The 23,085-nt window shown below is 66.5% G+C and carries 19 protein-coding genes; 2 read left to right on the top strand and 17 right to left on the bottom strand.

What is annotated here, in order from left to right; genetic code table 11:
- Positions 1-306 precede the first annotated feature (306 nt).
- The 7 genes from QZM15_RS25215 to aceK all read right to left on the bottom strand — a co-directional run bounded on the left by QZM15_RS25215 (position 307) and on the right by aceK (position 7,471).
- Positions 307-1,656: a type II toxin-antitoxin system HipA family toxin gene (locus QZM15_RS25215; protein ID WP_275906080.1), complete on the bottom strand. Its 1,350-nt coding sequence runs from the start codon at positions 1,654-1,656 to the stop codon at positions 307-309.
- Positions 1,656-2,045 carry a helix-turn-helix domain-containing protein gene (locus QZM15_RS25220; RefSeq protein ID WP_226290322.1) on the bottom strand — a complete coding sequence of 130 codons (390 nt, stop codon included), beginning with the start codon at positions 2,043-2,045 and terminating at the stop codon, positions 1,656-1,658. The genes QZM15_RS25215 and QZM15_RS25220 overlap by 1 nt, the downstream gene beginning before the upstream one ends.
- Positions 2,046-2,192: 147 nt before the next feature.
- On the bottom strand, positions 2,193-3,464 hold the full coding sequence (locus QZM15_RS25225) for a dienelactone hydrolase family protein (protein WP_302107469.1): 1,272 nt from the start codon (positions 3,462-3,464) through the stop codon (positions 2,193-2,195).
- Positions 3,465-3,570: 106 nt separating this feature from the next.
- Entirely contained in the window at positions 3,571-4,008 is a 438-nt protein-coding gene (locus QZM15_RS25230) for a YchJ family protein (RefSeq protein WP_302107470.1), read from the bottom strand.
- A 39-nt stretch (positions 4,009-4,047) separates the two neighbouring features.
- Positions 4,048-4,725 (bottom strand): SDR family oxidoreductase, encoded by a 678-nt coding sequence (locus tag QZM15_RS25235; RefSeq protein ID WP_059585396.1) that lies wholly within the window; start codon positions 4,723-4,725, stop codon positions 4,048-4,050.
- Positions 4,726-4,827: 102 nt separating this feature from the next.
- Positions 4,828-5,598, bottom strand: coding sequence for a carbonate dehydratase (gene can, locus QZM15_RS25240; protein ID WP_059585395.1), 771 nt, complete (start codon positions 5,596-5,598; stop codon positions 4,828-4,830).
- A 55-nt stretch (positions 5,599-5,653) separates the two neighbouring features.
- Positions 5,654-7,471, bottom strand: coding sequence for a bifunctional isocitrate dehydrogenase kinase/phosphatase (gene aceK, locus QZM15_RS25245; protein ID WP_059641340.1), 1,818 nt, complete (start codon positions 7,469-7,471; stop codon positions 5,654-5,656).
- A gap of 303 nt (positions 7,472-7,774) precedes the next feature.
- On the opposite strand from aceK, the gene QZM15_RS25250 reads away from it, so the two are divergent.
- Positions 7,775-8,854, top strand: a complete 1,080-nt coding sequence (locus tag QZM15_RS25250) for an MBL fold metallo-hydrolase (protein WP_302107471.1) — start codon at positions 7,775-7,777, stop codon at positions 8,852-8,854.
- 16 nt (positions 8,855-8,870) lie between these two features.
- Here the strand turns inward: QZM15_RS25250 and QZM15_RS25255 are convergent, their stop codons facing one another.
- The 6 genes from QZM15_RS25255 to argS all read right to left on the bottom strand — a co-directional run bounded on the left by QZM15_RS25255 (position 8,871) and on the right by argS (position 16,999).
- A complete protein-coding gene (locus QZM15_RS25255) occupies positions 8,871-10,514 on the bottom strand; it encodes an ABC-F family ATP-binding cassette domain-containing protein (protein WP_302107472.1) in 1,644 nt (547 codons plus the stop codon).
- A gap of 192 nt (positions 10,515-10,706) precedes the next feature.
- Positions 10,707-12,302, bottom strand: a complete 1,596-nt coding sequence (locus QZM15_RS25260) for an ABC transporter substrate-binding protein (protein ID WP_302107473.1) — start codon at positions 12,300-12,302, stop codon at positions 10,707-10,709.
- A 393-nt stretch (positions 12,303-12,695) separates the two neighbouring features.
- Positions 12,696-13,469, bottom strand: coding sequence for an SDR family oxidoreductase (locus tag QZM15_RS25265; RefSeq protein ID WP_059585389.1), 774 nt, complete (start codon positions 13,467-13,469; stop codon positions 12,696-12,698).
- Between the two features lie 19 nt (positions 13,470-13,488).
- A complete protein-coding gene (locus QZM15_RS25270) occupies positions 13,489-14,127 on the bottom strand; it encodes a thiol:disulfide interchange protein DsbA/DsbL (RefSeq protein ID WP_011694426.1) in 639 nt (212 codons plus the stop codon).
- Between the two features lie 70 nt (positions 14,128-14,197).
- On the bottom strand, positions 14,198-15,097 hold the full coding sequence (locus QZM15_RS25275; RefSeq protein WP_104011854.1) for an SPOR domain-containing protein: 900 nt from the start codon (positions 15,095-15,097) through the stop codon (positions 14,198-14,200).
- A 120-nt stretch (positions 15,098-15,217) separates the two neighbouring features.
- Positions 15,218-16,999, bottom strand: a complete 1,782-nt coding sequence (argS, locus tag QZM15_RS25280; RefSeq protein ID WP_302107474.1) for an arginine--tRNA ligase — start codon at positions 16,997-16,999, stop codon at positions 15,218-15,220.
- A gap of 200 nt (positions 17,000-17,199) precedes the next feature.
- On the opposite strand from argS, the gene QZM15_RS25285 reads away from it, so the two are divergent.
- Entirely contained in the window at positions 17,200-17,523 is a 324-nt protein-coding gene (locus QZM15_RS25285) for a DUF1840 domain-containing protein (RefSeq protein ID WP_006489103.1), read from the top strand.
- Between the two features lie 184 nt (positions 17,524-17,707).
- On the opposite strand, the gene QZM15_RS25290 is transcribed toward QZM15_RS25285, so the two are convergent.
- The 4 genes from QZM15_RS25290 to QZM15_RS25305 all read right to left on the bottom strand — a co-directional run bounded on the left by QZM15_RS25290 (position 17,708) and on the right by QZM15_RS25305 (position 22,852).
- Positions 17,708-18,424 carry a hypothetical protein gene (locus QZM15_RS25290; RefSeq protein ID WP_302107475.1) on the bottom strand — a complete coding sequence of 239 codons (717 nt, stop codon included), beginning with the start codon at positions 18,422-18,424 and terminating at the stop codon, positions 17,708-17,710.
- A gap of 143 nt (positions 18,425-18,567) precedes the next feature.
- Positions 18,568-21,285 (bottom strand): methionine synthase, encoded by a 2,718-nt coding sequence (gene metH, locus QZM15_RS25295; protein WP_059585385.1) that lies wholly within the window; start codon positions 21,283-21,285, stop codon positions 18,568-18,570.
- A gap of 41 nt (positions 21,286-21,326) precedes the next feature.
- Positions 21,327-22,394, bottom strand: coding sequence for a homocysteine S-methyltransferase family protein (locus QZM15_RS25300; RefSeq protein WP_034189174.1), 1,068 nt, complete (start codon positions 22,392-22,394; stop codon positions 21,327-21,329).
- Between the two features lie 200 nt (positions 22,395-22,594).
- A complete protein-coding gene (locus QZM15_RS25305; RefSeq protein ID WP_006477667.1) occupies positions 22,595-22,852 on the bottom strand; it encodes a DUF3567 domain-containing protein in 258 nt (85 codons plus the stop codon).
- Positions 22,853-23,085: the final 233 nt, after the last annotated feature.

The following is a 23,085-nucleotide window of genomic DNA, read 5'->3' on the forward strand; positions in this document are numbered from 1 at the left end:
GCGTGTTCCGCCGGACGTTGCACTAGCGGTTACAAACGCCGCACAGCCTTGCTGGGCGGGAGTTCGGCGCAGTTCGGGGGTGCTCGGAACGGAACGCGGCGGATCGGCCGAAATGCACGCAGATGACGACGGTCGAGTGACACCCCCCGACAGAAAAAAATCGCGGGGCGGGGCGGCCGGGCAGCAAAATATGGGGAAGGATGATGGTGCGGTGTTGGCGGCGACAAGGGGCGAACTTGCTGCGCGCAGGGTCGATCGACCGGGTGGTGCAATGCCGGACCACTGAGCGAAATCGAGCGGGCAGGTTCAGGGCAATGCTTTGCGAAGTGCCGCGTCGGCCACGTGGTCGATGTGACGGAACGCCGGCGCAATCTTGTCGACTTCCTTGTCAGGCACGCCATGCTCTTCGAAACACGTCTTCCATTCGCGTGTCGGTTGCCAGACTTCAGCAATCGCGAGTCCGGCGTCCGATTTCGAAAGGCCGAATGCATCCCGGGCATTGAACGCGTTATCCAGGGTGGCGAGCCGCCCCTGCGGGCCGATGCCGAGGTGGAGATAGCGCTCGTGTGCAGTGCTCGGCCGGGGCAGAACATCGTATAACGGGCTGAGACGCCAGCCGGGGAGACGCGGGTCGCGAATGAATCCGTGGTTGCGCAAATGGTCATCGTCGTTGCTCACGAGGATGTTAAAGACCATCCGCTTGAACAGTTCCCGGTTGTCGGCTCGAATTGCGTCCACGTGCCCGTGCTGCCGGATCGCGTGAGCCACGTCCTGATAACTTTTCTCCATCGATTCCATCTCGGAACAGCCGACCAGCGTCAATGCGCTCGCGAAGGGCACTCTTCGCTCGGTTGCCCCGGCACGGGGAGGCAGATAGAGCGCGTCGTCCCCTCGAAGGGCGTCGAATTCGGGGTGAGTCCAGTACCGGTCGAATCGGCGGATCAACATGACTTGTCGGCCGCCGACGTCGACGATGCGGGTAGGTGGGACCCGAATGCCGCACCGGGCCGCAAGACGAAGCGTGGCCTCTTCGATGACCGTCACGTTCAGCCGGTCGCTACGACTCGGGAATTTGGCCAGCCAAAGCACGCCGTTTTCGTCCCGCACCGTAGCCTTTGGCCGGGCGCCGCCGAGACCGCTGCCCTGTACGAAGATGGCTTCGAGTTCGGCCGGCACGGGCTCGCCTTCCTCGATGCGCGCTGCCGAATCGATCAGATATTCGAGCCTGTGCAGGCCCTTGCCGGCTTGCGGGCCTGGAGGGGTGTCCAGATTCGCCCGGATATCGAGCGCACCAATCCGCTGACTGCCCGCGTGGAGGAGATAGGTGGATTCGGGCAGTGTGTTGGCCCGGACTTTGAGTTTGGCTTCGATGACACGCCGTCCCCATGCATCGGGCGCGGCGTCGCGAATCCCGCCGAACTGCGTCAACCCGCCCGCCGGGAAGTTCATCTTGCCGCGTGTCTCGTTCTTTCTCGCCAGACTCAGGCTCACCGGGTCGATTTCGATGGCGTTGGGCCGATCGATATAGCGCAACCCGTACGCGAAGCTCGATGCCTGTAGATCCGCACCGTCTTCGGTCATTTGAAGCAGCCCCGCGGGTGCCCAGTCATCGTCGAGATAGGCAAACACGGCGAGTCTTTTGACGACGGCGACCATCAGAAATCAAGATCCTTGAGTTCGTTGTCCGTGAGAGATCGTACGCGTCGACTGCGTTCGCGGGCCGCCTGTGCCTTGAGCGACGGGTCTGTTCCGGAGAGCAGTTCCAGCAGGGTCGTTTCCGGTGCAATCGCGTCGAGATACCGCAGCCACTGTCCCAGCGCGACGCCAGGATCGCCTTTCTCGATGCGATAGGCGGTATTGCGTGAAAGCCCGGCCCGGGTGGCCGCCTCGCTCTGCTGGATGCGCCGCGAGATGCGCAGACGGGCGAGCGCTTCTCCGACACGCGCGGCTTCCGCGAGAACGGTGGGGCTGGCGGCCGCAGCTTGATTGACCTTCATGCTCGTAAAATCGATCGTTAAGTCGATTATGATCGAAATAACGATCATGATAGATCATGCCAGCTCGAATTCAAGCCGATTGCGCGTAAAAACGAGCATTACGCGGTGAGTGCTCGATTTGACGAGCAGGCGGGAGCGTGCCGCGATGACCTGAAAGGACGGGGCGTGCGAGGCGGGAAGAACGACAGCCGCGCGTCAGCGCGAAGCCAGCGCGCGCGTATCGGTGTCGCGGATGTGATCGTCGCCGTTGTCGGCCGTCTGCGTCGGGCTGACGTTCCACACGACGCGGTCGTTGACCGCGTACAGCCGGCACGCGCCCGCGCCCTGCTTCGCGCAGTTGTCGAGCGCGAGCGCCATCGGGTCGTCGCCGCCTTCGGCCCACGACCACGCGCCTTCCGACGACACCGCGAATGCGCGGCTCGGATGCTGGTTCAGGAAGCGGCGATAGCCTTCGCGGCCGGCTTCGTCGACGTACGGCACCGCGTTGACCGCGTCGATCGACGCATAGCCGCTGGCCTTCGGCTCGTGCGGGTTCGCGACCGCATAGCGCACCGCGGTCGGCAGGTTCAGTTCGGCGAGGAATGCGTTCACGGCCGGCCACCAGACGGGCACGCCGTCGCGATCGACGATCAGCCGGTGCGCGTCGTCCTTGTAGCGGCCGAAATCGATGAAGCGGGCTTGCGTGCCGTGCGACACGTACGCATCGTGCATCTGGGCGACGAGCGCGGGCGTCCATACCGAATCGTTGTCGCCGTACAGCCACAGCGACCGCACGGCCGTATGCGCGCCATACTGGTCGAACGCATCGACGAGATTGCGCTGCCAGCCGTCGCACAGGTCCTGGCGCAGCCCGCCGGAGAAGTTGATGATGCCGCGTACGCCGGCTGCCGCTTCGGTGCCGTATGCGACCGACACGAGCCCGCCATGCGACGTGCCGGCGACGACGATGCGCGACGCATCGACGTACGGCTGGCGCGACATGTAGCGCACCGTCGCGTCGACGTCGGCGGCCTGCGCGAGCCCGTTCTTGCCGACGTTGCAGCCTTCCTGCCGGTACGTGCCGTCCGAACCGGCGAAGCCCTGGCGATTCGGCGCGATCACCGCATAGCCGCGCCGCACGAATTCGCGCGCGAACGCGAGCGGCCGGCTGCGCGGCTGCAGATGGAGATCGCCGGTATTTTTACCGTGGTTGAAGACGACGAGCGGGAACGGGCCGGGGCCGTTCGGCTTGAAGAGCGTCGCCTCGAGCGTGACGGCGCCCGAAGCATCGGCCGGAATGCGCAGGATCTGTTCGTTGAGGTCGGCGGCGACCTGCGGCAGGTTCGCGTCGGCGTAGTCGAAGCGCTCGGCGTGCGCGAGCGATCCGCTGGCGCCCGCCCCCGTAGCGGCGCCCGGCAGCGTACCGGCCTGAGCGGCCGACAGCGTACAGGCCGCCATCCATCCCACCAATACCTTGCTGAACGCCATCCGTAAGCCCTGCCACGCAACATGACCAATTCGAGGCCATCGTAGCCCGACAAAATCAGGTTGTGCAATGCGGGAATTACCCGGCGTCTGACATGGCAACTATTTGTCAGCGTTCACTTACTTCGCCGTCGACATAGCGCCAGAAACCGTGTTCGTCGCGCTCGAAACGACTCGTCTCGTGGAGCCGGTAAGCGCGCCCGCCAACCTTGTAGCGCGCCACGAATTCGACCTCCGCGTGCCGCTCGTCGAGCGGCACGTGGCGTTTGACCGCGAGGCCGAGCCAGCGCGGCGCGTCCGGTGCTTCAGGGTCGGCGTCGAGATCGGGCGGGCAGGTGCGCGCGGCCCACGTCGCGCGCAGGTAATCGGTCGCGCCGAGCACGTACGCGCTATACCGCGAACGCATCAATTCGAGTGCGGTCGCGGCGGCCTCGCCGCCGTCGATGAAACGGGCGCAGCAGGCCGCGTAGCGCGGCGTCGGGGCTTTGCCGGCGGGCGCGGGAGACGCGCCGCCGCACGGGCACGCGTCAGGTCGGTTCAAAATCATGCGAAATGTGAATTAACAACGATCGGTTGCCGATGCGGCTCACCAGCTCAGCTCGACGCCGTCGTACTGGAAGAACCGGCCGTTCGCCTGGGACACGTCCGAACCCGATTCGGCGATCACGCGACGCATGCCGGTCACGCTCGTTTCCGGGTCGATCGCGGCCTGCGCGCCGCCCATGTCGGTGCGCACCCAGCCGGGATGCAGCGAAATGCACGCGGCATGGCGCGTCTGCAGCGACGCGATGCGCAGCGCGTCGTTCAGCGCGGCCTTGCTCGCGCGGTACAGCCAGCCGGTCGTGCCGGTCGCCTCGGCGATGCTGCCCATCCGGCTCGACACGACGGCCAGCACGCCGCGCGCGTCCTCGACGAGCGGCAGCAGGATCGGCAGCAACTGCATCGGCCCGCGCACGTTCGTGTGCATCACCGCGTCGAAATCCTCGGCGGTGATCGTCTCGACGCCCTCGGTGCGCGGCCCGTACACGCCGGACACGAGCACGGCCGCATCGAGCCGCTCGCCGTCGAGCTTCCAGCCGAGCGCCGCGATCTGCTCGGGCTGCGCGATGTCGAGCGCATGCGGCTGCGCGCCGAGCGCGCGCAGCGCATCGAGCGACGCCGCGTCGCGCGCGGTGGCGATCACGTTCCAGCCGTCGCGCCGGTATTGCCGGACGAATTCGCGGCCGAGGCCGCGCGATGCGCCGACGATCAATACGGTTTTCATGCCTGTCGCTCCTTGCGGTGGCGCCACCGAGGCAGTGCCGTTGTCAGATGCGTTCGACGCGTGCCGCGGCCGCGTCGCAGCCGCCGTCCGGCGGCTGGCGCGTTACTGCTGCGCGTCGTCGCACGGCTTGAGCGTCGCGGCGACCGCCTGCGCGACGCTTTCGAGCCGGGCGGCGTCCGCCGCGACCATGTCGTTGTCCGGCGCATGCTCGCCGCCGGCGGTGAGCGCGGCCACGCAGCGCCGGTAAGTCGAGTCGAGCGCGTCGAAGTTCGACACGGCCATCCCGAGGTTGCGCATCCGGCCGTCGTGCACGCCGTACACGAGCCCGTGCACGGTGAGCGACTGGCCGCGCGCCCACGCGTCGTTGACGATCGTCGTGCGGCACACGTTGACGACCTGTTCGATCGCATTCAGCTCGATCAGGCGACGGTAACGCGCTTCGCCGACCGGCCATTCGTCGAGCAGCGCCGCATGGCGCTCGCGTACGTCCTGCACGTGATGCAGCCAGTTGTCCGCGAGGCCGACACGGCGGTTGTGCAGCGCCGCGTTCACGCCCGAGCAGCCGTAGTGGCCGACGACCATGATGTGCTTGACGCGCAGGATGTCGACCGCGAACTGGATCACCGACAGGCAGTTCAGGTCGCTGTGCACGACCACGTTCGCGATGTTGCGGTGCACGAACACTTCGCCCGGCGGCAGGCCGATGATCTGGTTCGCCGGCACGCGCGAATCCGAGCAGCCGATCCACAGATATTCCGGCGCCTGCTGGTCGGCGAGTCGTGCGAAGAAATCGGGATCGTCGGCGAGCTGGCGCTTGACCCAGGCATCGTTGTTGTCGAACAGATGTGAAAGCGGATTGTCTTGGGTAGTCATCGGTGTGGCTTCCGTTGGCGGAAATCGGTCGATATCGGATTCGGTGTTGCCGGCGTCAGGCGGCGCGCTGCGCGTCGCCCGCGCCGTCGTCGAGGCCCGTCGCGCCGAAGCGCGCAGGGTAGCGTACGCTAAAGCGCAGGGCCGCATCGTACGGATAAAAATCGGGCAATTCGCCCTGCATCAGCTTGTCCTTGCTCGCCTGCCACAGCGCCGGATCGAAAAAGTCCGCGTGATGCTTCATGAAGACGCTGCGCACGCGCGGGTCGCCGAGCAGGAACGGCCCGTAGGTCTCTGGAAAGATGTCGTGCGGGCCGACGGTATACCACGGTTCGCCGGACAGCTCGTCTTCCTCGTTGCGCGGCGGCGGCACGCGCCGCACGTTGCAGTCGGTCAGGTACTCGATCTCGTCGTAGTCGTAGAACACGACGCGGCCGTGGCGCGTGACGCCGAAGTTCTTGTACAGCATGTCGCCGGGGAAGATGTTCGCCTTCATCAGCTCCTTCACCGCGTTGCCGTATTCCTTCACGCCGTGCTCGACGTCCGCGTCGCTGCCGTTCTGCAGGTACAGGTTCAGCGGCGTCATCCGGCGCTCGATGTACAGGTGCTTGATCACGAGCTTGTCGTCCTCGTATTCGAGCAGCGACGGCACTTCCTTCTCGAGTTCGCGCACGAGCGCATGATCGAGCCGCGCGAGCGGCAGCGCGACGCTCGAATACTCGAGCGTGTCGGCCATTCGCCCGAGGCGGTCGTGACGCTTCACGAGCTGGTACTTCTCCATGATCTGCGCGCGCGTCGTTTCCTTCGGCGGCGGGAATTGATCCTTGATGATCTTGAACACGTACGGGAACGACGGCAGCGTGAACACGAGCATCACGAGGCCCTTGATCCCGGGCGCGATGATGAAGCGGTCGCTCGAATGCGACAGATGGTGCAGCAAGTCGCGGTAGAACAGGTTCTTGCCCTGCTTCTGCAGGCCGACCGACGTGTAGATCTCGGCCTTCGGCTTGCCCGGCATGATCGTGCAGAGGAACTCCACGTACGCGGACGGCACGCCCATGTCGACGAGGAAGTACGAATGCGAGAAGCTGAAGATGATCTGCAGCTGCTCGCGGCGCAGCAGCACGGTATCGAGCGCGAGCACGCCCGGGCGCACGTGGCGGATCGGCACCGCGAACGGCAGCACGCGGTCGGCGTTGATGATGCGGCCGACGATGTACGCGCTCTTGTTGCGGAAGAACAGCGACGACAGCACGTGGATCTGGAAATTCGGCGCTTCGTCGAAGTGGCCGAATTCATCGTCGATCGCCTGCATCACGCAGCCGATGTCGCGCGTGAGATCCTCGAACGCCGGCTCGAGCTGGAAGTTCGTGACGATGCGCTCGAGCGTGACCGCGAGCCCGTCGGTGCCCGGATAGTACGCGCGATACGTCGGTTTCGCGGCCGGCTCGTCGTTCTCCAGATACTCGGTCGAGATCGCCGGGCGCACGAAGATGAAATCGTTGCTGAAATACGAGCGGTGCAGGATCTTGCAGCACACCGAATTGAAGAAGGTTTCCGCGCACTCGGGCTGGCGGTGCGACGTGAGCAGGCCGATGTAGTGCAGCTTGATCTGCTGCCAGACTTCGTCGTCGATGTTCTCCGCGTCGTATTCGTCTTCCAGCACCTCGACGCATTCCTTCACGCGATCGTCGTACGACGTGATCCGCTCGCGCGCGAGCCGCTGCAGCCCGTGCCAGTCGCCGCGCTCGAACAGCGTCTTCGCATCGACCGCCGCTTCGCGGAAGATCCGGTAATGGCGATCGAAGTATTCGAGCATCGTCTGCGCGACGTCGAAACCGATCTGCGACGACAGCAGTTTGGGGAAGTGATTCATCGCGTGCAGGCTCGTTCAAGGGGCTGTAAGCACTCGCCATTTTAGCGCCCAAGTCGGCGTTTCAATGACTTTCGCGGTGATGCGCGAATGGTCGTCAATCGGCGTGTTGATCGCCGTTGGGCGCCGTTCGACGCATCTTCGCGTAAAGATACGGGTACGGAACCGATTCTGACACGAACTTTTTTCGGCGCGCCGGCGGGGGCCGGGCACGTGTTTCGCGCGACGGCGATAGAATCGACGCACCGCCCGCCGCACCCTGCCGCCGGCGCGCCTTCGCACCGATAACGACGAGACGCCCCACCGATGAACGCCCTGGAACACCAACTCGACTACCCCTTCGCCGATACGCTGCCCGCCGCGGGCGACACGTTCGAGGTCGCGCCCGGCGTGCGCTGGCTGCGCATGCCGCTGCCGTTCTCGCTCGATCACATCAATCTCTGGCTGCTGCGCGACGAGATCGACGGGCAGGCCGGCTGGACGGTCGTCGATTGCGGGATCGCATCGGACGCGATCCGCACGCACTGGGAGCAGATCTTCGACACGCAGCTCGACGGCCTGCCCGTGCTGCGCGTGCTCGTCACGCACTGCCACCCCGATCACTTCGGCCTCGCGAACTGGCTGTGCGAAGGCGGCGACAAGGGCCGCTGGAACGTGCGGCTGTGGATGACGCTCGGCGAATACCTGTTCGGCTGCCTGATGGCGGCCGGCAACGGGTCGAATGCGGGCGGCGCGGCCGCCGCCGATCACTTCGCGCGCCACGGCCTGACCGATCCGGCCGCGCTCGACAAGCTGCGCAACCGCCGCAGCTACTACTCGGATCTGGTGCCGGCCGTACCGCCGCGCTACCGGCGCCTGCGCGAAGGCGACGCGGTGACGATCGGCGCGCGCACGTGGCGCGTCGTCACCGGCTACGGCCATTCGCCCGAACATTGCGCGCTTCACAGCGAAGCCGACGGCGTGCTGATTTCCGGCGACATGGTGCTGCCGCGCATCTCGACGAACGTGTCGGTGTTCGACCTCGAGCCCGAAGCGAACCCGCTCGCGCTGTACCTGGAATCGCTCGGCCGCTACGAGACGATGTCGCCCGACACGCTCGTGCTGCCGTCGCACGGCAAGCCGTTCCGCGGCGTGCGCACGCGCATCGCGCAACTGCGCGAACACCACGATGCGCGCCTGGCCGAAGTGCGCGTCGCGTGCGCGGAAAAGTCGATGAGCGCGGCCGACATCGTGCCGATCATGTTCCGCCGCCGGGAGCTCGACATCCACCAGATGACGTTCGCGCTCGGCGAAGCGCTCGCGCATCTGAACCTGCTGTGGCTCGCGGGCGAACTCGTGCGCGAGCAGGGTGACGACGGCGTGCTGCGGTTCCGCGCCGCCAGCTGAGCGCGCTTCGTCATCGTTACGCGACGGGTTCGTAACGCCATCCGTCGGGATGCCACTGCATCGTGTGCGTCGGTTCGAGCGCCGCGAGAAACGCTGCGTCGTGCGACGCGACCACGAGCGCGCCCGGGAAACCCGCCAGCGCGGCTTCGATCGCACGCACCGATTCGAGATCGAGGTGATTGGTCGGCTCGTCGAGCAGCAGCAGTTGCGCGGGCGTGCCGCGCCACAACGCGCACGCGAGCGCGGCCTTCAACCGTTCGCCGCCGCTCAGTTGCCGCGCCGGTTGCGTCGCACGTGTCGCGTCGAGCTGCAGCAGCGCGAGACGGCTGCGCAGGTCGCCTTCGGCGAGCGGCGTATCGAGCAGCCCGAGTTGCTCGACGATCGAGCGCTCCGGGTCGAGCAGTGCGAGCCGCTGGTCGAGATACGCGGCGCTCACGTGCGTCGTGCAAGTGCCTGAGCGCGGCGCCAGCTCGCCCGCGAGCATCCTCAGCAACGTCGACTTGCCGCAGCCGTTCGGGCCCGTCAGCGCGATGCGCACGGCGCCGCTGGCCGACCACGTGATCGCGTCGGTGTCGCCCGCGACGCGCCACGGCAGTTGCGCGCGTTCGAGCGTGAACAGCTGGCGGCGCGCGCTGACCTCCGTGCCCGGCAGCGACACCAGTACGGGCGCGTCGGTTTCGACGCGCGCTGCCGCTTCCTGCACGCGCGTGTCGAGCGTCGCCTTGAAGTCGCTCTGATGACGCCGGACCGTCCCCATGATGGCGCGCGCGGCGCCCTTGCGGCGCTGGCGCGCCATCGACGACAGGTTGGCCGCCTTCGCGTCGCGCAGCGACGCGGCCGCATGGCGCTGGATCGTGTCGTGTTCCTGTTCGAGCCTGCGCCGCACGCGCTCGCGCTCGGTGCGCACATGGTCGAGCGCCGCGTGCGCGGCTTCCTGTTGCGCGTCGCGCTGCGCACGGTAGAGCGCGTAGTTGCCGCCGTACGAGCGCGCGCCGTGCGGCGTCAGCTCGACGATGCGCTGCACGCCGGCGAGCAGCGCACGGTCGTGGCTCACGATGACCACGCCGCCGCGCCAGCCGTCGAGCGCCGTGCGCAGCCACGCGCGGCCCGGTGCGTCGAGATGATTGGTCGGTTCGTCGAGCACGAGCAGGCCGGCGCCGGACAGCAGCGCGCCGATCAGCGCGACGCGCGCGAGCTGGCCGCCGCTCAACGTGTGCGCGGGCGTGTCGGCGCGGACATCGTGCAGGCCGGCCGCGTCGAGCGCCGCGCGCAGCCGCTCCGCGAGATCCCAGCGATCGCCGATCAGGTCGAAGTCGTGCGGCCCCGCGTGGCCGTCCGCGAGACGCGCGAGCGCGCCGAGCGGCGCATCGAGCGCGGCGATCTGCGCGACGGATCGCGGGGCGGCCGTGGCGTCGTGGTCGTGCTGCTGCGCGACGTAGACGACCTGCGCATGTCGCTCGACCGTCCCCGCACTCGGCGCGCGGCGGCCCGCGATCAGTTGCGCGAGCACGCTCTTGCCGACGCCGTTGCGGCCGACGATGCCGGTCGGCGTGCGATCGATGGTCAGTTCGAGCGAATCGAACAGCGTGACGCCGTCGTCGAAGCGGAAAGAAACGTGATGAAGCGCGACGAGCGCGCCGGTGGGCGTGGCTGCAGCCATAAGCACCTCCAAAAATGCGTGAAGACCTTCGCGCGCGGCGTGCGTGGCACGGGCGGCGAAAACATTTCGGGAAGGCTTAGTTGTTCACTTTGGCTGGCGTCCGGTATGAGGAATGAGCGCGCAGTGTAGCAAGCGCGGCGCGCGGGCCGCAAGCGAGCGGCATGTGCGCCGTCGCTTGCGCGCCATGCGAGGTTACTGCACCGCGACCGTCGCGAAGTTCTGCCGTCCGAACGGACTCACGTGATAGCCGCTCACGTTTGTGCGCGTCAGCGCGGCCGCGGTCGGGTAGCCGAGCGGGATCCACAGCGCCTGGTCGTGGATGATCTTCTGCGCGCTTTCATAGAGCTTCGCGCGCTTGGCCTGGTCGGCGGTCGACTTGCCGTCGGCGATCAGCTTGTCGAGCTGCGCATCGCAGAAGCGCGCGAAGTTGATGCCCGACTTCACCGCGTTGCAGCTGAACAGCGGCGACAGGTAGTTGTCCGGATCGCCGTTGTCGCCGGCCCAGCCCATGAACAGCATGTCATGCTGGCCGAGCTTCGCCTGCTTGATCAGTTCGCCCCATTCGATCACTTTCACTTCCGCTTTCACGCCGATCTTCGCGAGGTCGGCTTGCAGCAGCTCGGCGCCGGCTTTCGGGTTCGGGTTCAGCACGCTGCCGGTCGGGCGCGTCCAGATCGTCGTCGAGAAGCCGTTCGGGAAGCCGGCCTGCGCGAGCAACTGCTTCGCCTTCGCGGGATCGTACGCATACGGCGCGATGTCCTTCGCGTAGCTCCACGTGTTCGGCGGATACGGATTGTTCGCGGCCGTCGCGGTGTTGTCGAACACGACCTTCAGGTAGGTCGCGCGGTCGAACGCGAGATTCAGCGCCTCGCGCACCTTGTCGTTGTCGAGCGGCTTCTTCTGCGTGTTCAGCGCGACGAACGCGGTCATGAACGCGGGCGTCTGCACGACCTTCAGCGCGCTGTCGCCCTTCGCGGCGAGCACGTCTTGCGGCTTCGGCGACAGCGCGATCTGGCATTCGCCGGCCTTCACCTTCTGCATGCGCACCGATGCATCGGGCGCGATCGCGTAGATCAATCGATCGACCTTCGGCTTCGCACCCCAGTAGGTCGGGTTCACGTCGTAGCGGATCAGTGCGTCCTTCGTATAGCTCTTCAGCACGAACGGGCCGGTGCCGACCGGCTTCGCGTTCAGGTCGGCCTGCTTGCCGGCCTTGAGCAACTGGTCCGCGTACTCGGCCGAGTAGATCGACGCGAAGCCCATCGTCAGGATCGGCACGAACGTCGCGTTCGGCTCGTTCAGCACGAACTTCACCGTGTTGTCGTCGACCTTGGTCACCGATTTCACGAGCTTCACGAGGCCCATCGACTGCGCATGCGGAAAACCGCTCGCGCCGGCCACCTTGTGCCACGGATTCGCATCGTCGAGCATTCGCGTGAACGTGAACACGACGTCGTCCGCGTTCAGCGGGCGGCCCGGCTTGAAGTAGTCGGTGGTCTGGAACGCGACGTTCGGGCGCAGGTGGAACGTGTACGTGAGGCCGTCGGCGCTCGCTTCCCATTTGTCCGCGAGCGCGGGCACGACCTTCTTCGCGGCTTCGTCGTAGGACACGAGCGTGTTGAAGATCACGTCGGCCGACGCGTTGGTCGTGACGAGCGAGTTGTACTGCACGACGTCGAAGCCGTCCGGGCTCGATTCCGTGCAGACGGTGAGCGGCTTGGCGGCGGCGAGGCCGGGAGCGGCAAGGGCCGCGGCCACGGCGGCCGCGGCGAATAGCTTGACGTGCATAGGATCTCCCACGTGGCTTGTGTTTTTCGCTGGATGACGGAGGCGGGCGCGGCCCGGCAGCGGGCAGGGCCGGCGCGGCTGGCGAATAGGATACCGTCAAAGCGCGCGACGCGTGGAAAAAGGCGCCGGAACGCGACGAATTGACCGAAAAACGGCTGCGATGGCGACGGAACGGGTGTTGATGCGGCCGTGCGAGGAGAGCGAGCGCGGGGCGAGGCGGGCGGCTGCGAATGCGCGGCGCGAGCGACGGAACGGGCAGGATCGCGGCAGCGGTGCGCGGTATGTGGCGCGACACGAAGGTAGAGGCCCGCGCGGATTCGCGCGGTATGGCGAGGCAGATCGGGCCAAGGCCCGACAGGACCCGGCGACGCGCACGCCGGATCCGCGGCGCACTCAGTGCGCGCCGGCCTTCGGCTTGCGCGGCGCCTTCTCGAACAGGCGGTCGTACAGCCAGCGCGGCAGCACGTGCAGCACCTTCGCGACGACGCCCATCTGCCACGGAATCACGCGGAACGCGTGCTGCCGGGCGATCGCCCGCGCCGCGCGCGCGGCGAAGCGGTCGGCGTCCATCAGGAACGGCATCCGGTACGGGTTGTGCGCGGTCATCGGCGTGCGAATGTAGCCGGGCGCGATCGTCACGACGCCGACGCCGGCCGGGCGCAACTCGACGCGCAGCGATTCGAGATACTTGATCGCGGCCGATTTCGATGCGCTGTACGCGCCGGAGCCGGGCAGCCCGCGCACGCCGGCGACGCTCGCGACGCCGACCAGCGTGCCGTGGCGCGCGGCCGTCATCGGGCCGACGAACGGCTCGAACGTCGCGACCATCCCGTAGTAGTTGATGTCCATCACGTCGCGGAACGTCGCGAGGTCGCCCTGGCCCGTGACGGCGCCCTGGCTGATACCCGCGTTCGCGATCACGACGTCGGGGCAGCCGTGCGCGGCGATGAACGACGCGGCGGCGGTGGCCAGCGCATCGGCGTCGCGCACGTCGGCGGAATAGACGGAGATGGACAGCTTCGGGAACCGCCGCGCGAACGCATCGAGTGCATCGGTGCGGCGCGCGACGAGCGCGAGCGTGGCGCCCTGGCGGGCGTATTCCTCGGCCATCGCGAGGCCGAGGCCGCTCGACGCGCCGGTGATGAAGACCTTCAGCGGAGTAGTCATGCCGGCGCGCGGGCGGGGATCAGAGCTTCTTGTCCTGAACCTGCTTCACGAGGAAGTCGAGCACCTGGGCGGTACCCGGGATGCTGTTCGTGTAAGCGGGGCCCGTCTTGTACTTGCCCTGGACGACGACCGTCGGCACGCCGTCGATCGCGTAGTCCTTCAGCAGCTTGGCCGACTGGTTCACCTCGCCCTGCACGCTGAACGAGTTGTACGCGTCCATGAACTTCTTCTTGTCGACGCCCTGCGTGGCCAGGAAGTCGGCCTGCGCCTGCGGCGTCAGCAGGTAGTTCTTCTGCTTGTGGATCGCGTTGAAGATCGCCGGCGTGACCTTCTCGGAAATGCCGAGCGCGGACACCGCGTAGAACAGCTTCGAGTGCGGGAGGAAATCGTCACGGAATGCGACCGGCACGCGCTTGAAGTCGATGTTGTTGCCCTGCTTCTTCACCCAGGCCTCGATCGTCGGCTCGAATTCGTAGCAGTGCGGGCAGCCGTACCAGAAGAACTCGATCACCTCGACCTTGCCGGCCGGCGCCGACACCGGCTGCGGCGACTTCATCACCTCGAAGTCCTTGCCGGCGGCCGGCGCGGCGGGCGAAGCCTGGGCGAGGCCGGCGGCCAGGCCCAGGGACAGAAGGAGCGTGCTAAGCAGTTTTTTCATGTTGTGAACGTCGAATCGGTTGCTCGGGTTACGGAACGTAACGGGTTCTGCGTGGGCGCGGCCGGTTGGCTTACTGCTTCGTGAAGCGGATCACCGCCGTGTCGACACCTGCATCGGACAGGCGCTGACGGGCCGAGTTCATATCCTCGAACTTCGAGAACGGGCCGACGCGCACGCGGAAATAGGTCACGCCGCTGACGTCGCGCTTCGACACCTTCGACTCGAAGCCCTGGAAGCCGAGGCGCGCACGCTGCTGTTCGGCATCGCCTTCCGTCTTGTACGCGCCGACCTGCAGGAAGTAGCCGGTGTTCGCGTCGTTCGCGGTCGGCGGCTTCGCCGCTGCCGCCGCGGCGGCGGCCGACGACGTCGGCTTCGGCGTGTTCGCGGCCTGCTGCTGTTGCTGCTGCTTTTGCGCGGCGGCCTGCTGCGCCTGCTTCTGCGCGGCGAAGCGTGCGAGGTCGTCCTCACCGCCTTGCTGCTGTTGTTGCTGCGCCTGTTGCGTCTTCTTCGGCGGCGGCGTGGTGTCGGCCGGCTTCGGTGCGACGGCGACGCCGTTGCCCGACGACGGATTGTTCGACGCGGTGGCGTTGCTCGAGCCAGCGGCGCCGTTCGCGTTGCCCGACGGCGGCACTTCGACGATCTGCGGCTCGGGCAGCAGGCCGCCGCCCTGAGTCTGGTTCGCGGCCTGGCCGGGCGCGGTGTTCGGCGGTGCGGATTGCGCGGCCTGCGGCACCGGCTGGCCGGGCGTCTTGCCCTGCAGCGCGCGGTTCGGGTCGAACTGCTGCGGCTGGCTCGCGCCGTTGTCGGCCTGCGGCGGCGCGACCTTCGACACGAACGGCGACGGCGAACGCGTGATGTAGAGCGCCACCACCACGGCGATCGCGAGGCCGACGATCAGGCCCAGTACGATTCCAAGAAATGTCCCTCCGGCTTGTTTCGATTGCTTCGAAGTTCGGCGTGGTTGTGCCATTGCTTGAGTCACCTGCAAAAAGAATCGTGAGAGGGCTGCGACGGGCGCCCGACGGCGGGCAATCCGACGGCGGGCGTTGCCGCAGCCAGTCGCGGCCCGGTTCGGGCCGCGCGGACATCCTTACATCTTGGCGGGGGCGGACACGCCGAGCACCGTCAGGCCGTTCTCGAGCACCTGCCGGGTCGCGGCGAGCAGCGCGGCGCGCGCATTGCGCGGCGCTTCGTCGTCGACCAGCACGCGCTCCGCATTGTAGAACGAGTGGAATTCGCCAGCGAGATCGCGCAGGTAGAACGCGACCGCGTGCGGCGCCAGCTCGTTCGCCGCGTGCGTGAGCATGTCCGGATACTCGGCCAGCTTCTGCATCAACGATGCCGCCTGCGCGCTCGTCAACTGCGACAGGTCGGCGCCCGGCAGTTGCGCGACGTCGACGTTGTAGCGCGACTTCAGTTCGTTGAGCACCGAGCAGATCCGCGCATGCGCGTACTGGACGTAATAGACCGGGTTTTCGTCGTTCTGTTTCAGTGCGAGATCGATGTCGAACACGAACTCGGTATCGGCCTTGCGCGAGATCAGGAAGAAGCGCACCGCGTCGCGGCCGCGCGTGATGGTCGCCTCGTCGATCAGGTCGGGGGCCGCTTCCTGGCCCGCCGCCGCGCCGCCCGACCATTCGATCAGGTCGCGCACCGTCACGTAGCTGCCCGCGCGCTTCGAGATCTTCACTTCCTGCCCGTCGCGCATCACGGTGACCATCTTGTGCAGCACGTAGTCGGGATAGCCCTTCGGGATCCCGATGTGCAGGCCCTGCAGGCCGGCGCGCACGCGCGCGATCGTGCCGTGGTGGTCCGAACCCTGGATGTTGATCACCTTCGTGAAGCCGCGCTCCCATTTCGTCACGTGGTATGCGACGTCCGGCACGAAGTACGTGTACGTGCCGTCCGACTTGCGCATCACGCGATCCTTGTCGTCGCCTTCGTCGGTCGTGCGCAGCCACAGCGCGCCATCCTGCTCGTAGGTCATGCCGGCCTTGACCAGCGAGTCGACCGTCTTCTCGACGCGGCCCTCGCTGTACAGCGACGACTCGAGGTAGTACTGGTCGAACTTCACGCCGAACGCCTGCAGGTCCATGTCCTGCTCGCGACGCAGGTACGTGACCGCGAACTTGCGGATCGCGTCGAGATCTTCGACGTCGCCCGCACCCTTGACCGGCTCGCCGTCCGATGCGGCGACCGTTTCGCCGTTCAGGTAGTCGCGCGCGATGTCGGCGATGTACTCGCCGTTGTACGCGGCTTCCGGCCAGCCCGCGTCGCCCGGCTTCAGGCCGCGGGCGCGCGCCTGCGTCGAGATCGCGAGGTTGCCGATCTGCACGCCCGCGTCGTTGTAGTAGAACTCGCGGTGCACCGCGTAGCCCTGGCTCGCGATCACGTTGGCGAGCACGTCGCCGAGCGCGGCCTGGCGGCCGTGGCCGACGTGCAGCGGGCCGGTCGGGTTGGCCGACACGAATTCGAGCAGCACCCGCTTGCCTTTCTCGCGATCCGACGTGCCGAACGCGCGGCCCTGCTCGAACACGGCGGCGATCACCGCCTGCTTCGCGGCCGCCGACAGGCGCAGGTTGATGAAGCCGGGGCCGGCGATCTCGGCGGCTTCGACGAGGCCTTGCGCGGCCGGCTGCGCGGTGAGCGCGGCGACGATCCGTTCGGCGAGCTGGCGCGGGTTCGTGCCGAGCGGCTTCGCGAGCTGCATCGCGACGTTGCACGCGACGTCGCCGTGCGCGGCGACCTTCGGGCGCTCCAGCGTGATGGTCGGGGCGACGAATGCTGCGTCGGCGCCTTTCAGCGCGTGTGCGACCTGCTTGACGCTATCCGCGAGCAGGGCTTCGAGGGTCTGTTTGTGTGCTGGCAGCATGCTGGTAGAAGGCTTCGTTGGTGGCGGCCGGAAATGCCGGCCCGCCGGCGCGCTTTTTAAGCGCGCGTTTCAGGGATCGCAGAATTTTAACAGGTGCTAATATGCCGCTCAGGCGGCCCGCGTCCGCGAGGCCGGACGCCGGTCTGCCGGCGTTCCCCAACCTCGCCGCGCAGGCACAACAAGATGAAAAGGGAATTGTCATGATTACGTTCAAGAGCAAGGCGGCACAGGATCTCGACGTGCTGAAGGATTTCGCCGTGTATGTGCTGGGTCTCGTCGGCAAGCAGCTGGGCGAGCGCGGTGTCATTACGCACGACGAACTGGACCACGCGATCGCCAAGCTGGAAGGCGCGGTCGCGCAGGCCAAGCAGGAGCGCGCCGAGCACGCCGGCCATTTCCACGAGGACGAAGCCGACCACGCGCACCACGAAGTGCCGCCGAGCCTGGCGCAGCGCGTCGCGCCGTTCCTGACGATGCTGCGCGAAGCGAAGGCTGGCCAAGCCGACGTGCACTGGGGCTTCTGAGCTTCCTTCTTCCTTGCCCGGCGGATCGAACGGTCGGCCAGACAGGAAAAAGCCCGCTTTCGAGCGGGCTTTTTATTTTGTCTGATGAAATGACGACGGGGCGGAAGGCGGGCGCGACGAAATGGGGCGGCAGTGCGGGCCTGCCTTGACCGATAGGTGAAATTCCTTATAATTCAATGCAAGACTATGTGAAAGCGGGTGCGAAAACATAGCGCCGCCCGGGCAACCGGGTCCCACCTGGAGTGGGTATTTCGTCGAAAGACGGAAAGAGAATCCCGCATGCGACGGCTGCCGAAAGGCGGCCGTTGGTTTTTCTACGCCCGGATCTTGCGGCCTTCCAGGCTTGCGCGCAGCAACGTGCGCAACGCGCTTTCCGGGCTTCCCGCTGGCGTCGGGTGAGTCCGCCCTCCACCACGTAGGCCGACTGCACGCGCAGGATAAGCCGGCGTTTCCTGATCCGGTCCTTCGCCACCTCGAAGAACACGGCATACACGCGCTGCGTGCCGTCTGACGCGACCTCTTCCACCGTCACGAAATTGGGCTGCCGTTCATCCGCGACAACGATCCGCCGCGTCGCCAGCCCGACGATCACGCCGCGCAACAGCTGCCGTGACGCGCGATACCGGTCCGCGCAGAGCACACGTGTCTCGCGGCCGTCGTCGTAGATCTCGTCGTCAGGAATGGTGTCGCGGGTCCGCCCGTCCCATTTGAGGCTGCGTGTGAAGCAGTGACAGGAGAACAGGACCAGAACCGTCACGTCGAAGCCGGTTTCCAGATCGCAGGTGAACGTCAACGGGCGCAAGTGGCTCAGGTCCCAGCTTTCGCCGCGACAGCGGGTCGGCGGGAACGGGGTGGCGGCGTCGAGCGGTGTTTCGGTGATCCTGATCTCGAAGGAAGGCATGGCTGCGGGGGTGTCGGGTCGAGAGATTGCAGCGTTGATCGACGAATATTGAGATTAGTTATCCTGAATAAGTGGTGGGGTAGACAACGCGCCCCGAGATCGGGGCGCGTGACGGTAAGTCGCGGCTGCGCGCCGCGGCTCGATTACAACTGCGGCGCGAGCGCGCGGCGTGCGTCGTCGAGCGACAGCGCCATGCGCCGTGCATAGTCCTCGAGTTGATCCTGCCCGATTTTACCGACCGAGAAGTAACGGCTGTCCGGATGCGCGAGGTAGAAGCCCGACACGCTCGCCGCCGGCAGCATCGCCAGCGAGTCGGTCACGCTCATGCCGATCTCGTCCGCGTGCAGCACGTCGAACATGTCGCGCTTCACGAGGTGGTCGGGGCAGGCCGGGTAGCCGGGCGCCGGGCGGATGCCCGCGTACTTCTCGGCGATCAGCGCGTCGTTGTCGAGCGTCTCGCCGCTCGCATAGCCCCACAGCTCGCGTCGCACGCGCGCGTGCATCGCTTCGGCGAACGCTTCCGCGAAGCGGTCGGCGAGCGCCTTGAGCATGATCGCGCTGTAGTCGTCGTGATCGGCTTCGAACTGCTTTTCCTTCACGTCGACGCCGAGGCCGGCCGTCACCGCGAACATCCCGATGTAGTCGGCGACGCCCGATTCCTTCGGCGCGATGAAGTCGGCGAGCGAGCGGTTCGGCCGCATCACGCCGTCGACCACCGGGCGCACGCTCTGCTGGCGCAGGTTGCGCCACGTGAGCAGCACCTCGGAGCGCGACTCGTCGCTGTAGATCTCGATGTCGTCGTCGTTGACGGTATTCGCCGGCAGCAGCGCGATCACGCCGTTCGCGGTCAGCCAGCGCCCCTGGATCAGGCGCGCGAGCATCGACTTCGCGTCGGAGAACACGCGCCGCGCCGATTCGCCGACGATCTCGTCGTTCAGGATCGCCGGGTACGGGCCGGCGAGATCCCAGGTCTGGAAGAACGGGCCCCAGTCGATGTAGTTCGCGAGCTCGTTCAGGTCGTAGTTCCTGAACACGCGGCGGCCGATGAACTTCGGCTTCACCGGCTGGTAGCCGGCCCAGTCCACCTTGGTCTTGTTCGCGCGCGCCTCGGCGAGCGTGACCATCGGCTGCGCCTTGCGGTTCGCGTGCTGGTCGCGAATGCGTTCGTAGTCGGACTTCAGCTCGTCGAGATACTTCGCCGCGCCTTCGTCGGACAGCAGGTTCGACGCGACCGACACCGAGCGCGACGCATCGGGCACGTAGACGACCGGGCCTTCGTAGTGCGGCGCGATCTTCACGGCCGTGTGCACGCGCGACGTCGTCGCGCCGCCGATCAGCAGCGGAATCTTCTTCACGCGGAAGTAGTCGTCGCGCTGCATTTCGGACGCGACGTACGCCATTTCCTCGAGGCTCGGCGTGATGAGGCCCGACAGCCCGATGATGTCCGCGCCTTCGACCTTCGCCTTCGCGAGGATCTCGTTGCACGGGACCATCACGCCCATGTTGACCACTTCGAAGTTGTTGCACTGGAGCACGACCGACACGATGTTCTTGCCGATGTCGTGCACGTCGCCCTTCACGGTCGCGATCACGATCTTGCCCTTCGCGCGCACGTCGCCGCCCGCTTCCGCGAGCAGGCGCTTTTCTTCCTCGATGAACGGGATCAGGTGCGCGACCGCCTGCTTCATCACGCGCGCCGATTTCACCACCTGCGGCAGGAACATCTTGCCCTGGCCGAACAGGTCGCCGACGACGTTCATCCCGTCCATCAGCGGCCCTTCGATCACGTTGATCGGACGGCCGCCGGCCGCGGCGATCTTCGCGCGCGCTTCTTCGGTGTCCTCGACGATGAAGGTCGTGATGCCGTGCACGAGCGCGTGCGCGAGGCGCTTCTCGACCGGCTGGTTGCGCCATTCGAGGTTCTCCTCCTTCTTCGCGGCGCCGGTCTTGAACTTGTCGGCGATCTCGAGCAGGCGATCGGTGGAATCCGCGCGGCGGTTCAGGATCACGTCCTCGACACGCTCGCGCAGCTCCGCGTCGAGATCGGCGTACACGCCGAGCTGGCCCGCGTTCACGATGCCCATGTCCATCCCGGCCTGGATCGCGTGATACAGGAACACGGTGTGGATCGCCTCGCGCACCGGGTCGTTGCCGCGGAACGAGAACGACACGTTCGACACGCCGCCGCTCACCTTCGCGTACGGCAGGTTCTGCTTGATCCAGCGCGTCGCCTCGATGAAGTCGACCGCGTAGTTGTTGTGCTCCTCGATGCCCGTCGCGACCGCGAAGATGTTCGGGTCGAAGATGATGTCTTCAGGCGGGAAGCCGACTTCGTTCACGAGGAAGTCGTACGAGCGCTTGCAGATCTCGGTCTTGCGCTCGTACGTATCGGCCTGGCCGGTCTCGTCGAACGCCATCACGACCGCGGCCGCGCCGTAGCGGCGGATCAGGTTCGCGTGGTGGCGGAACGCGTCCTCGCCCTCCTTCAGCGAGATCGAGTTCACGATCGCCTTGCCCTGCACGCACTTGAGGCCGGCTTCGATCACGTCCCACTTCGACGAGTCGATCATGATCGGCACGCGCGCGATGTCCGGCTCGGATGCGATCAGATTCAGGAAGCGCACCATCGCCGCCTTCGAATCGAGCATCGCCTCGTCCATGTTGACGTCGATCACCTGCGCGCCGTTCTCGACCTGCTGGCGCGCGACGGCGAGCGCCTCGTCGAACTGGCCGTTGAGGATCATCCGTGCGAACGCCTTCGAGCCGGTGACGTTGGTGCGTTCGCCGACGTTGATGAAGAGCGTCCCGGGCGTGACGTTGAACGGCTCGAGGCCGGCAAGGCGCATCATGTGATCGGTCATGGCGGTGCGAATTTGGTGATGAAGGACGTGGGGCAGGCGGGTCAGGCGTTGTCGCTGTACTGGTTCGGCCAGCGGCGCGGCTTCACGTCGGCGAGCGCCTTCGCGATCTCGGCGATGTGCTCGGGCGTCGTGCCGCAGCAGCCGCCCGCGAGGTTCACGAGCCCGGCCTGCGCGAATTCCTTCAGCAGGCCCGACGTGACGTCGGGCGTTTCGTCGAAACCGGTGTCGCTCATCGGGTTCGGCAGGCCCGCGTTCGGGTAGCACGACACGTAGGTGTCGCACAGCTTCGCGAGCTCGGCGATGTATGGACGCATCAGCGCCGCGCCGAGCGCGCAGTTCAGGCCGAACGTGAGCGGCTTCGCGTGACGCAGCGAATTCCAGAACGCCTCGACGGTCTGGCCCGACAGGATCCGGCCCGACGCATCGGTGACGGTGCCCGAGATCATGATCGGCAGGCGCTCGCCGGTGTCCTCGAACAGCTCGTCGAGCGCGAACAGGGCGGCCTTCGCGTTCAGCGTGTCGAAGATCGTCTCGACGAGGAACAGGTCGACGCCGCCGTCGAGCAGCGCCTTCGCCTGCTGGTAGTACGACGTGCGCAGCTCGTCGAACGTGACGTTGCGGGCGCCCGGATCGTTGACGTCCGGCGAGATGCTGGCCGTCTTCGGCGTCGGCCCGATCGCGCCCGCGACGAAGCGCGGCTTGTCCGGCGTCGCGTATTTCGCGGCCGATTCGCGTGCGAGCTTCGCCGATTCGACGTTCATCTCGACGACGAGATCTTCCATCCCGTAGTCGGCCTGCGCGACGGTCGTCGCGCCGAACGTGTTGGTTTCGACGATGTCGGCGCCGGCCGCGAAGTACTGGTCGTGGATCTCGCGGATGATCTGCGGCTGCGTGAGCGACAGCAGCTCGTTGTTGCCCTTGATGTCGCGCGGGAAATCCTTGAAGCGCTCGCCGCGATACGCGGCCTCGTCGAGCTTGTAGCGCTGGATCATCGTGCCCATCGCGCCGTCGAGGATCAGGATGCGCGATTTGAGCAGCGCGGGCAGGGCGGCGCCGCGCGTGTAGGGCGCGTCGAGCGGGACGGAAGCGGCGAGAGGAGTCGCAGACATGGGCGGAAGACCGGCGAAGACGGAAAACCGTCATTGTAGCCGGTGCGTCAAGCGGTCGCCGCCCTGGCCGCGCCGGCCGGGCGGCCGCCAAATGAAAGCCCCCGCCGGCGAGCCGGACGGGGGCAGGATCGGAGTGCACGCGGCGCCGCGTCGATGCGCGGCGAATGGCCCGGCCGCGTGGCGCGCCGGGCCGCGAGTCGTCAGTGCAGCACGACGGGCATCATCATCAGGCTGTCGAATTGTCCGAGGAATTCGTCGACTTCGTCGAGCGACGGTTCATCCTCGATCAACTGCTTCACGTGCGCGCGGAATCGTTCGGCAAGTTCGCCGTCGATGAAGATCTCGCGCTGCGCGTTCTTGTCGACGATTTCATATCCGCCGGCATTCATCAGGTGATGGCCGGCCTGCGGCGCAAATTCGACGACGCAGTAGTTGGGGCTGTTGTAGATCATTTGCATGGCGGCACTCCTCTTCGCAGTGGCATCTGGCCTTGTTGTCCCCTAGGTGGGGCAAGCCTTGCCGGTTTCAAGGGGCTTGCGCTGCACACCCCGTTCCTCCCGTTCGCGTGGGGTGTATCGGTTAGAAGCCGATGTCTATCAAACGTTTCTCATTGTGAGCCGGTGGACTGAAATAGTTGTTAAAGAGTGTCATCGGCCATTTCCGGGAAAACTGTAATCGGTCGAAATTGCCG

The sequence above is a fragment of the Burkholderia sp. AU44665 genome, from assembly GCF_030504405.1.
GTDB lineage: Bacteria > Pseudomonadota > Gammaproteobacteria > Burkholderiales > Burkholderiaceae > Burkholderia > Burkholderia semiarida.

Bases quoted from the DNA above. Each gene is read 5' to 3' on its own strand.
- QZM15_RS25215 (WP_275906080.1), bottom strand. From the start codon at position 1,656: ATGGTCGCCGTCGTCAAAAGACTCGCCGTGTTTGCCTATCTCGACGAT.
- QZM15_RS25220 (WP_226290322.1), bottom strand. From the start codon at position 2,045: ATGATCGTTATTTCGATCATAATCGACTTAACGATCGATTTTACGAGC.
- QZM15_RS25225 (WP_302107469.1), bottom strand. From the start codon at position 3,464: ATGGCGTTCAGCAAGGTATTGGTGGGATGGATGGCGGCCTGTACGCTG.
- QZM15_RS25230 (WP_302107470.1), bottom strand. From the start codon at position 4,008: ATGATTTTGAACCGACCTGACGCGTGCCCGTGCGGCGGCGCGTCTCCC.
- QZM15_RS25235 (WP_059585396.1), bottom strand. From the start codon at position 4,725: ATGAAAACCGTATTGATCGTCGGCGCATCGCGCGGCCTCGGCCGCGAA.
- can (WP_059585395.1), bottom strand. From the start codon at position 5,598: ATGACTACCCAAGACAATCCGCTTTCACATCTGTTCGACAACAACGAT.
- aceK (WP_059641340.1), bottom strand. From the start codon at position 7,471: ATGAATCACTTCCCCAAACTGCTGTCGTCGCAGATCGGTTTCGACGTC.
- QZM15_RS25250 (WP_302107471.1), top strand. From the start codon at position 7,775: ATGAACGCCCTGGAACACCAACTCGACTACCCCTTCGCCGATACGCTG.
- QZM15_RS25255 (WP_302107472.1), bottom strand. From the start codon at position 10,514: ATGGCTGCAGCCACGCCCACCGGCGCGCTCGTCGCGCTTCATCACGTT.
- QZM15_RS25260 (WP_302107473.1), bottom strand. From the start codon at position 12,302: ATGCACGTCAAGCTATTCGCCGCGGCCGCCGTGGCCGCGGCCCTTGCC.
- QZM15_RS25265 (WP_059585389.1), bottom strand. From the start codon at position 13,469: ATGACTACTCCGCTGAAGGTCTTCATCACCGGCGCGTCGAGCGGCCTC.
- QZM15_RS25270 (WP_011694426.1), bottom strand. From the start codon at position 14,127: ATGAAAAAACTGCTTAGCACGCTCCTTCTGTCCCTGGGCCTGGCCGCC.
- QZM15_RS25275 (WP_104011854.1), bottom strand. From the start codon at position 15,097: ATGGCACAACCACGCCGAACTTCGAAGCAATCGAAACAAGCCGGAGGG.
- argS (WP_302107474.1), bottom strand. From the start codon at position 16,999: ATGCTGCCAGCACACAAACAGACCCTCGAAGCCCTGCTCGCGGATAGC.
- QZM15_RS25285 (WP_006489103.1), top strand. From the start codon at position 17,200: ATGATTACGTTCAAGAGCAAGGCGGCACAGGATCTCGACGTGCTGAAG.
- QZM15_RS25290 (WP_302107475.1), bottom strand. From the start codon at position 18,424: ATGCCTTCCTTCGAGATCAGGATCACCGAAACACCGCTCGACGCCGCC.
- metH (WP_059585385.1), bottom strand. From the start codon at position 21,285: ATGACCGATCACATGATGCGCCTTGCCGGCCTCGAGCCGTTCAACGTC.
- QZM15_RS25300 (WP_034189174.1), bottom strand. From the start codon at position 22,394: ATGTCTGCGACTCCTCTCGCCGCTTCCGTCCCGCTCGACGCGCCCTAC.
- QZM15_RS25305 (WP_006477667.1), bottom strand. From the start codon at position 22,852: ATGCAAATGATCTACAACAGCCCCAACTACTGCGTCGTCGAATTTGCG.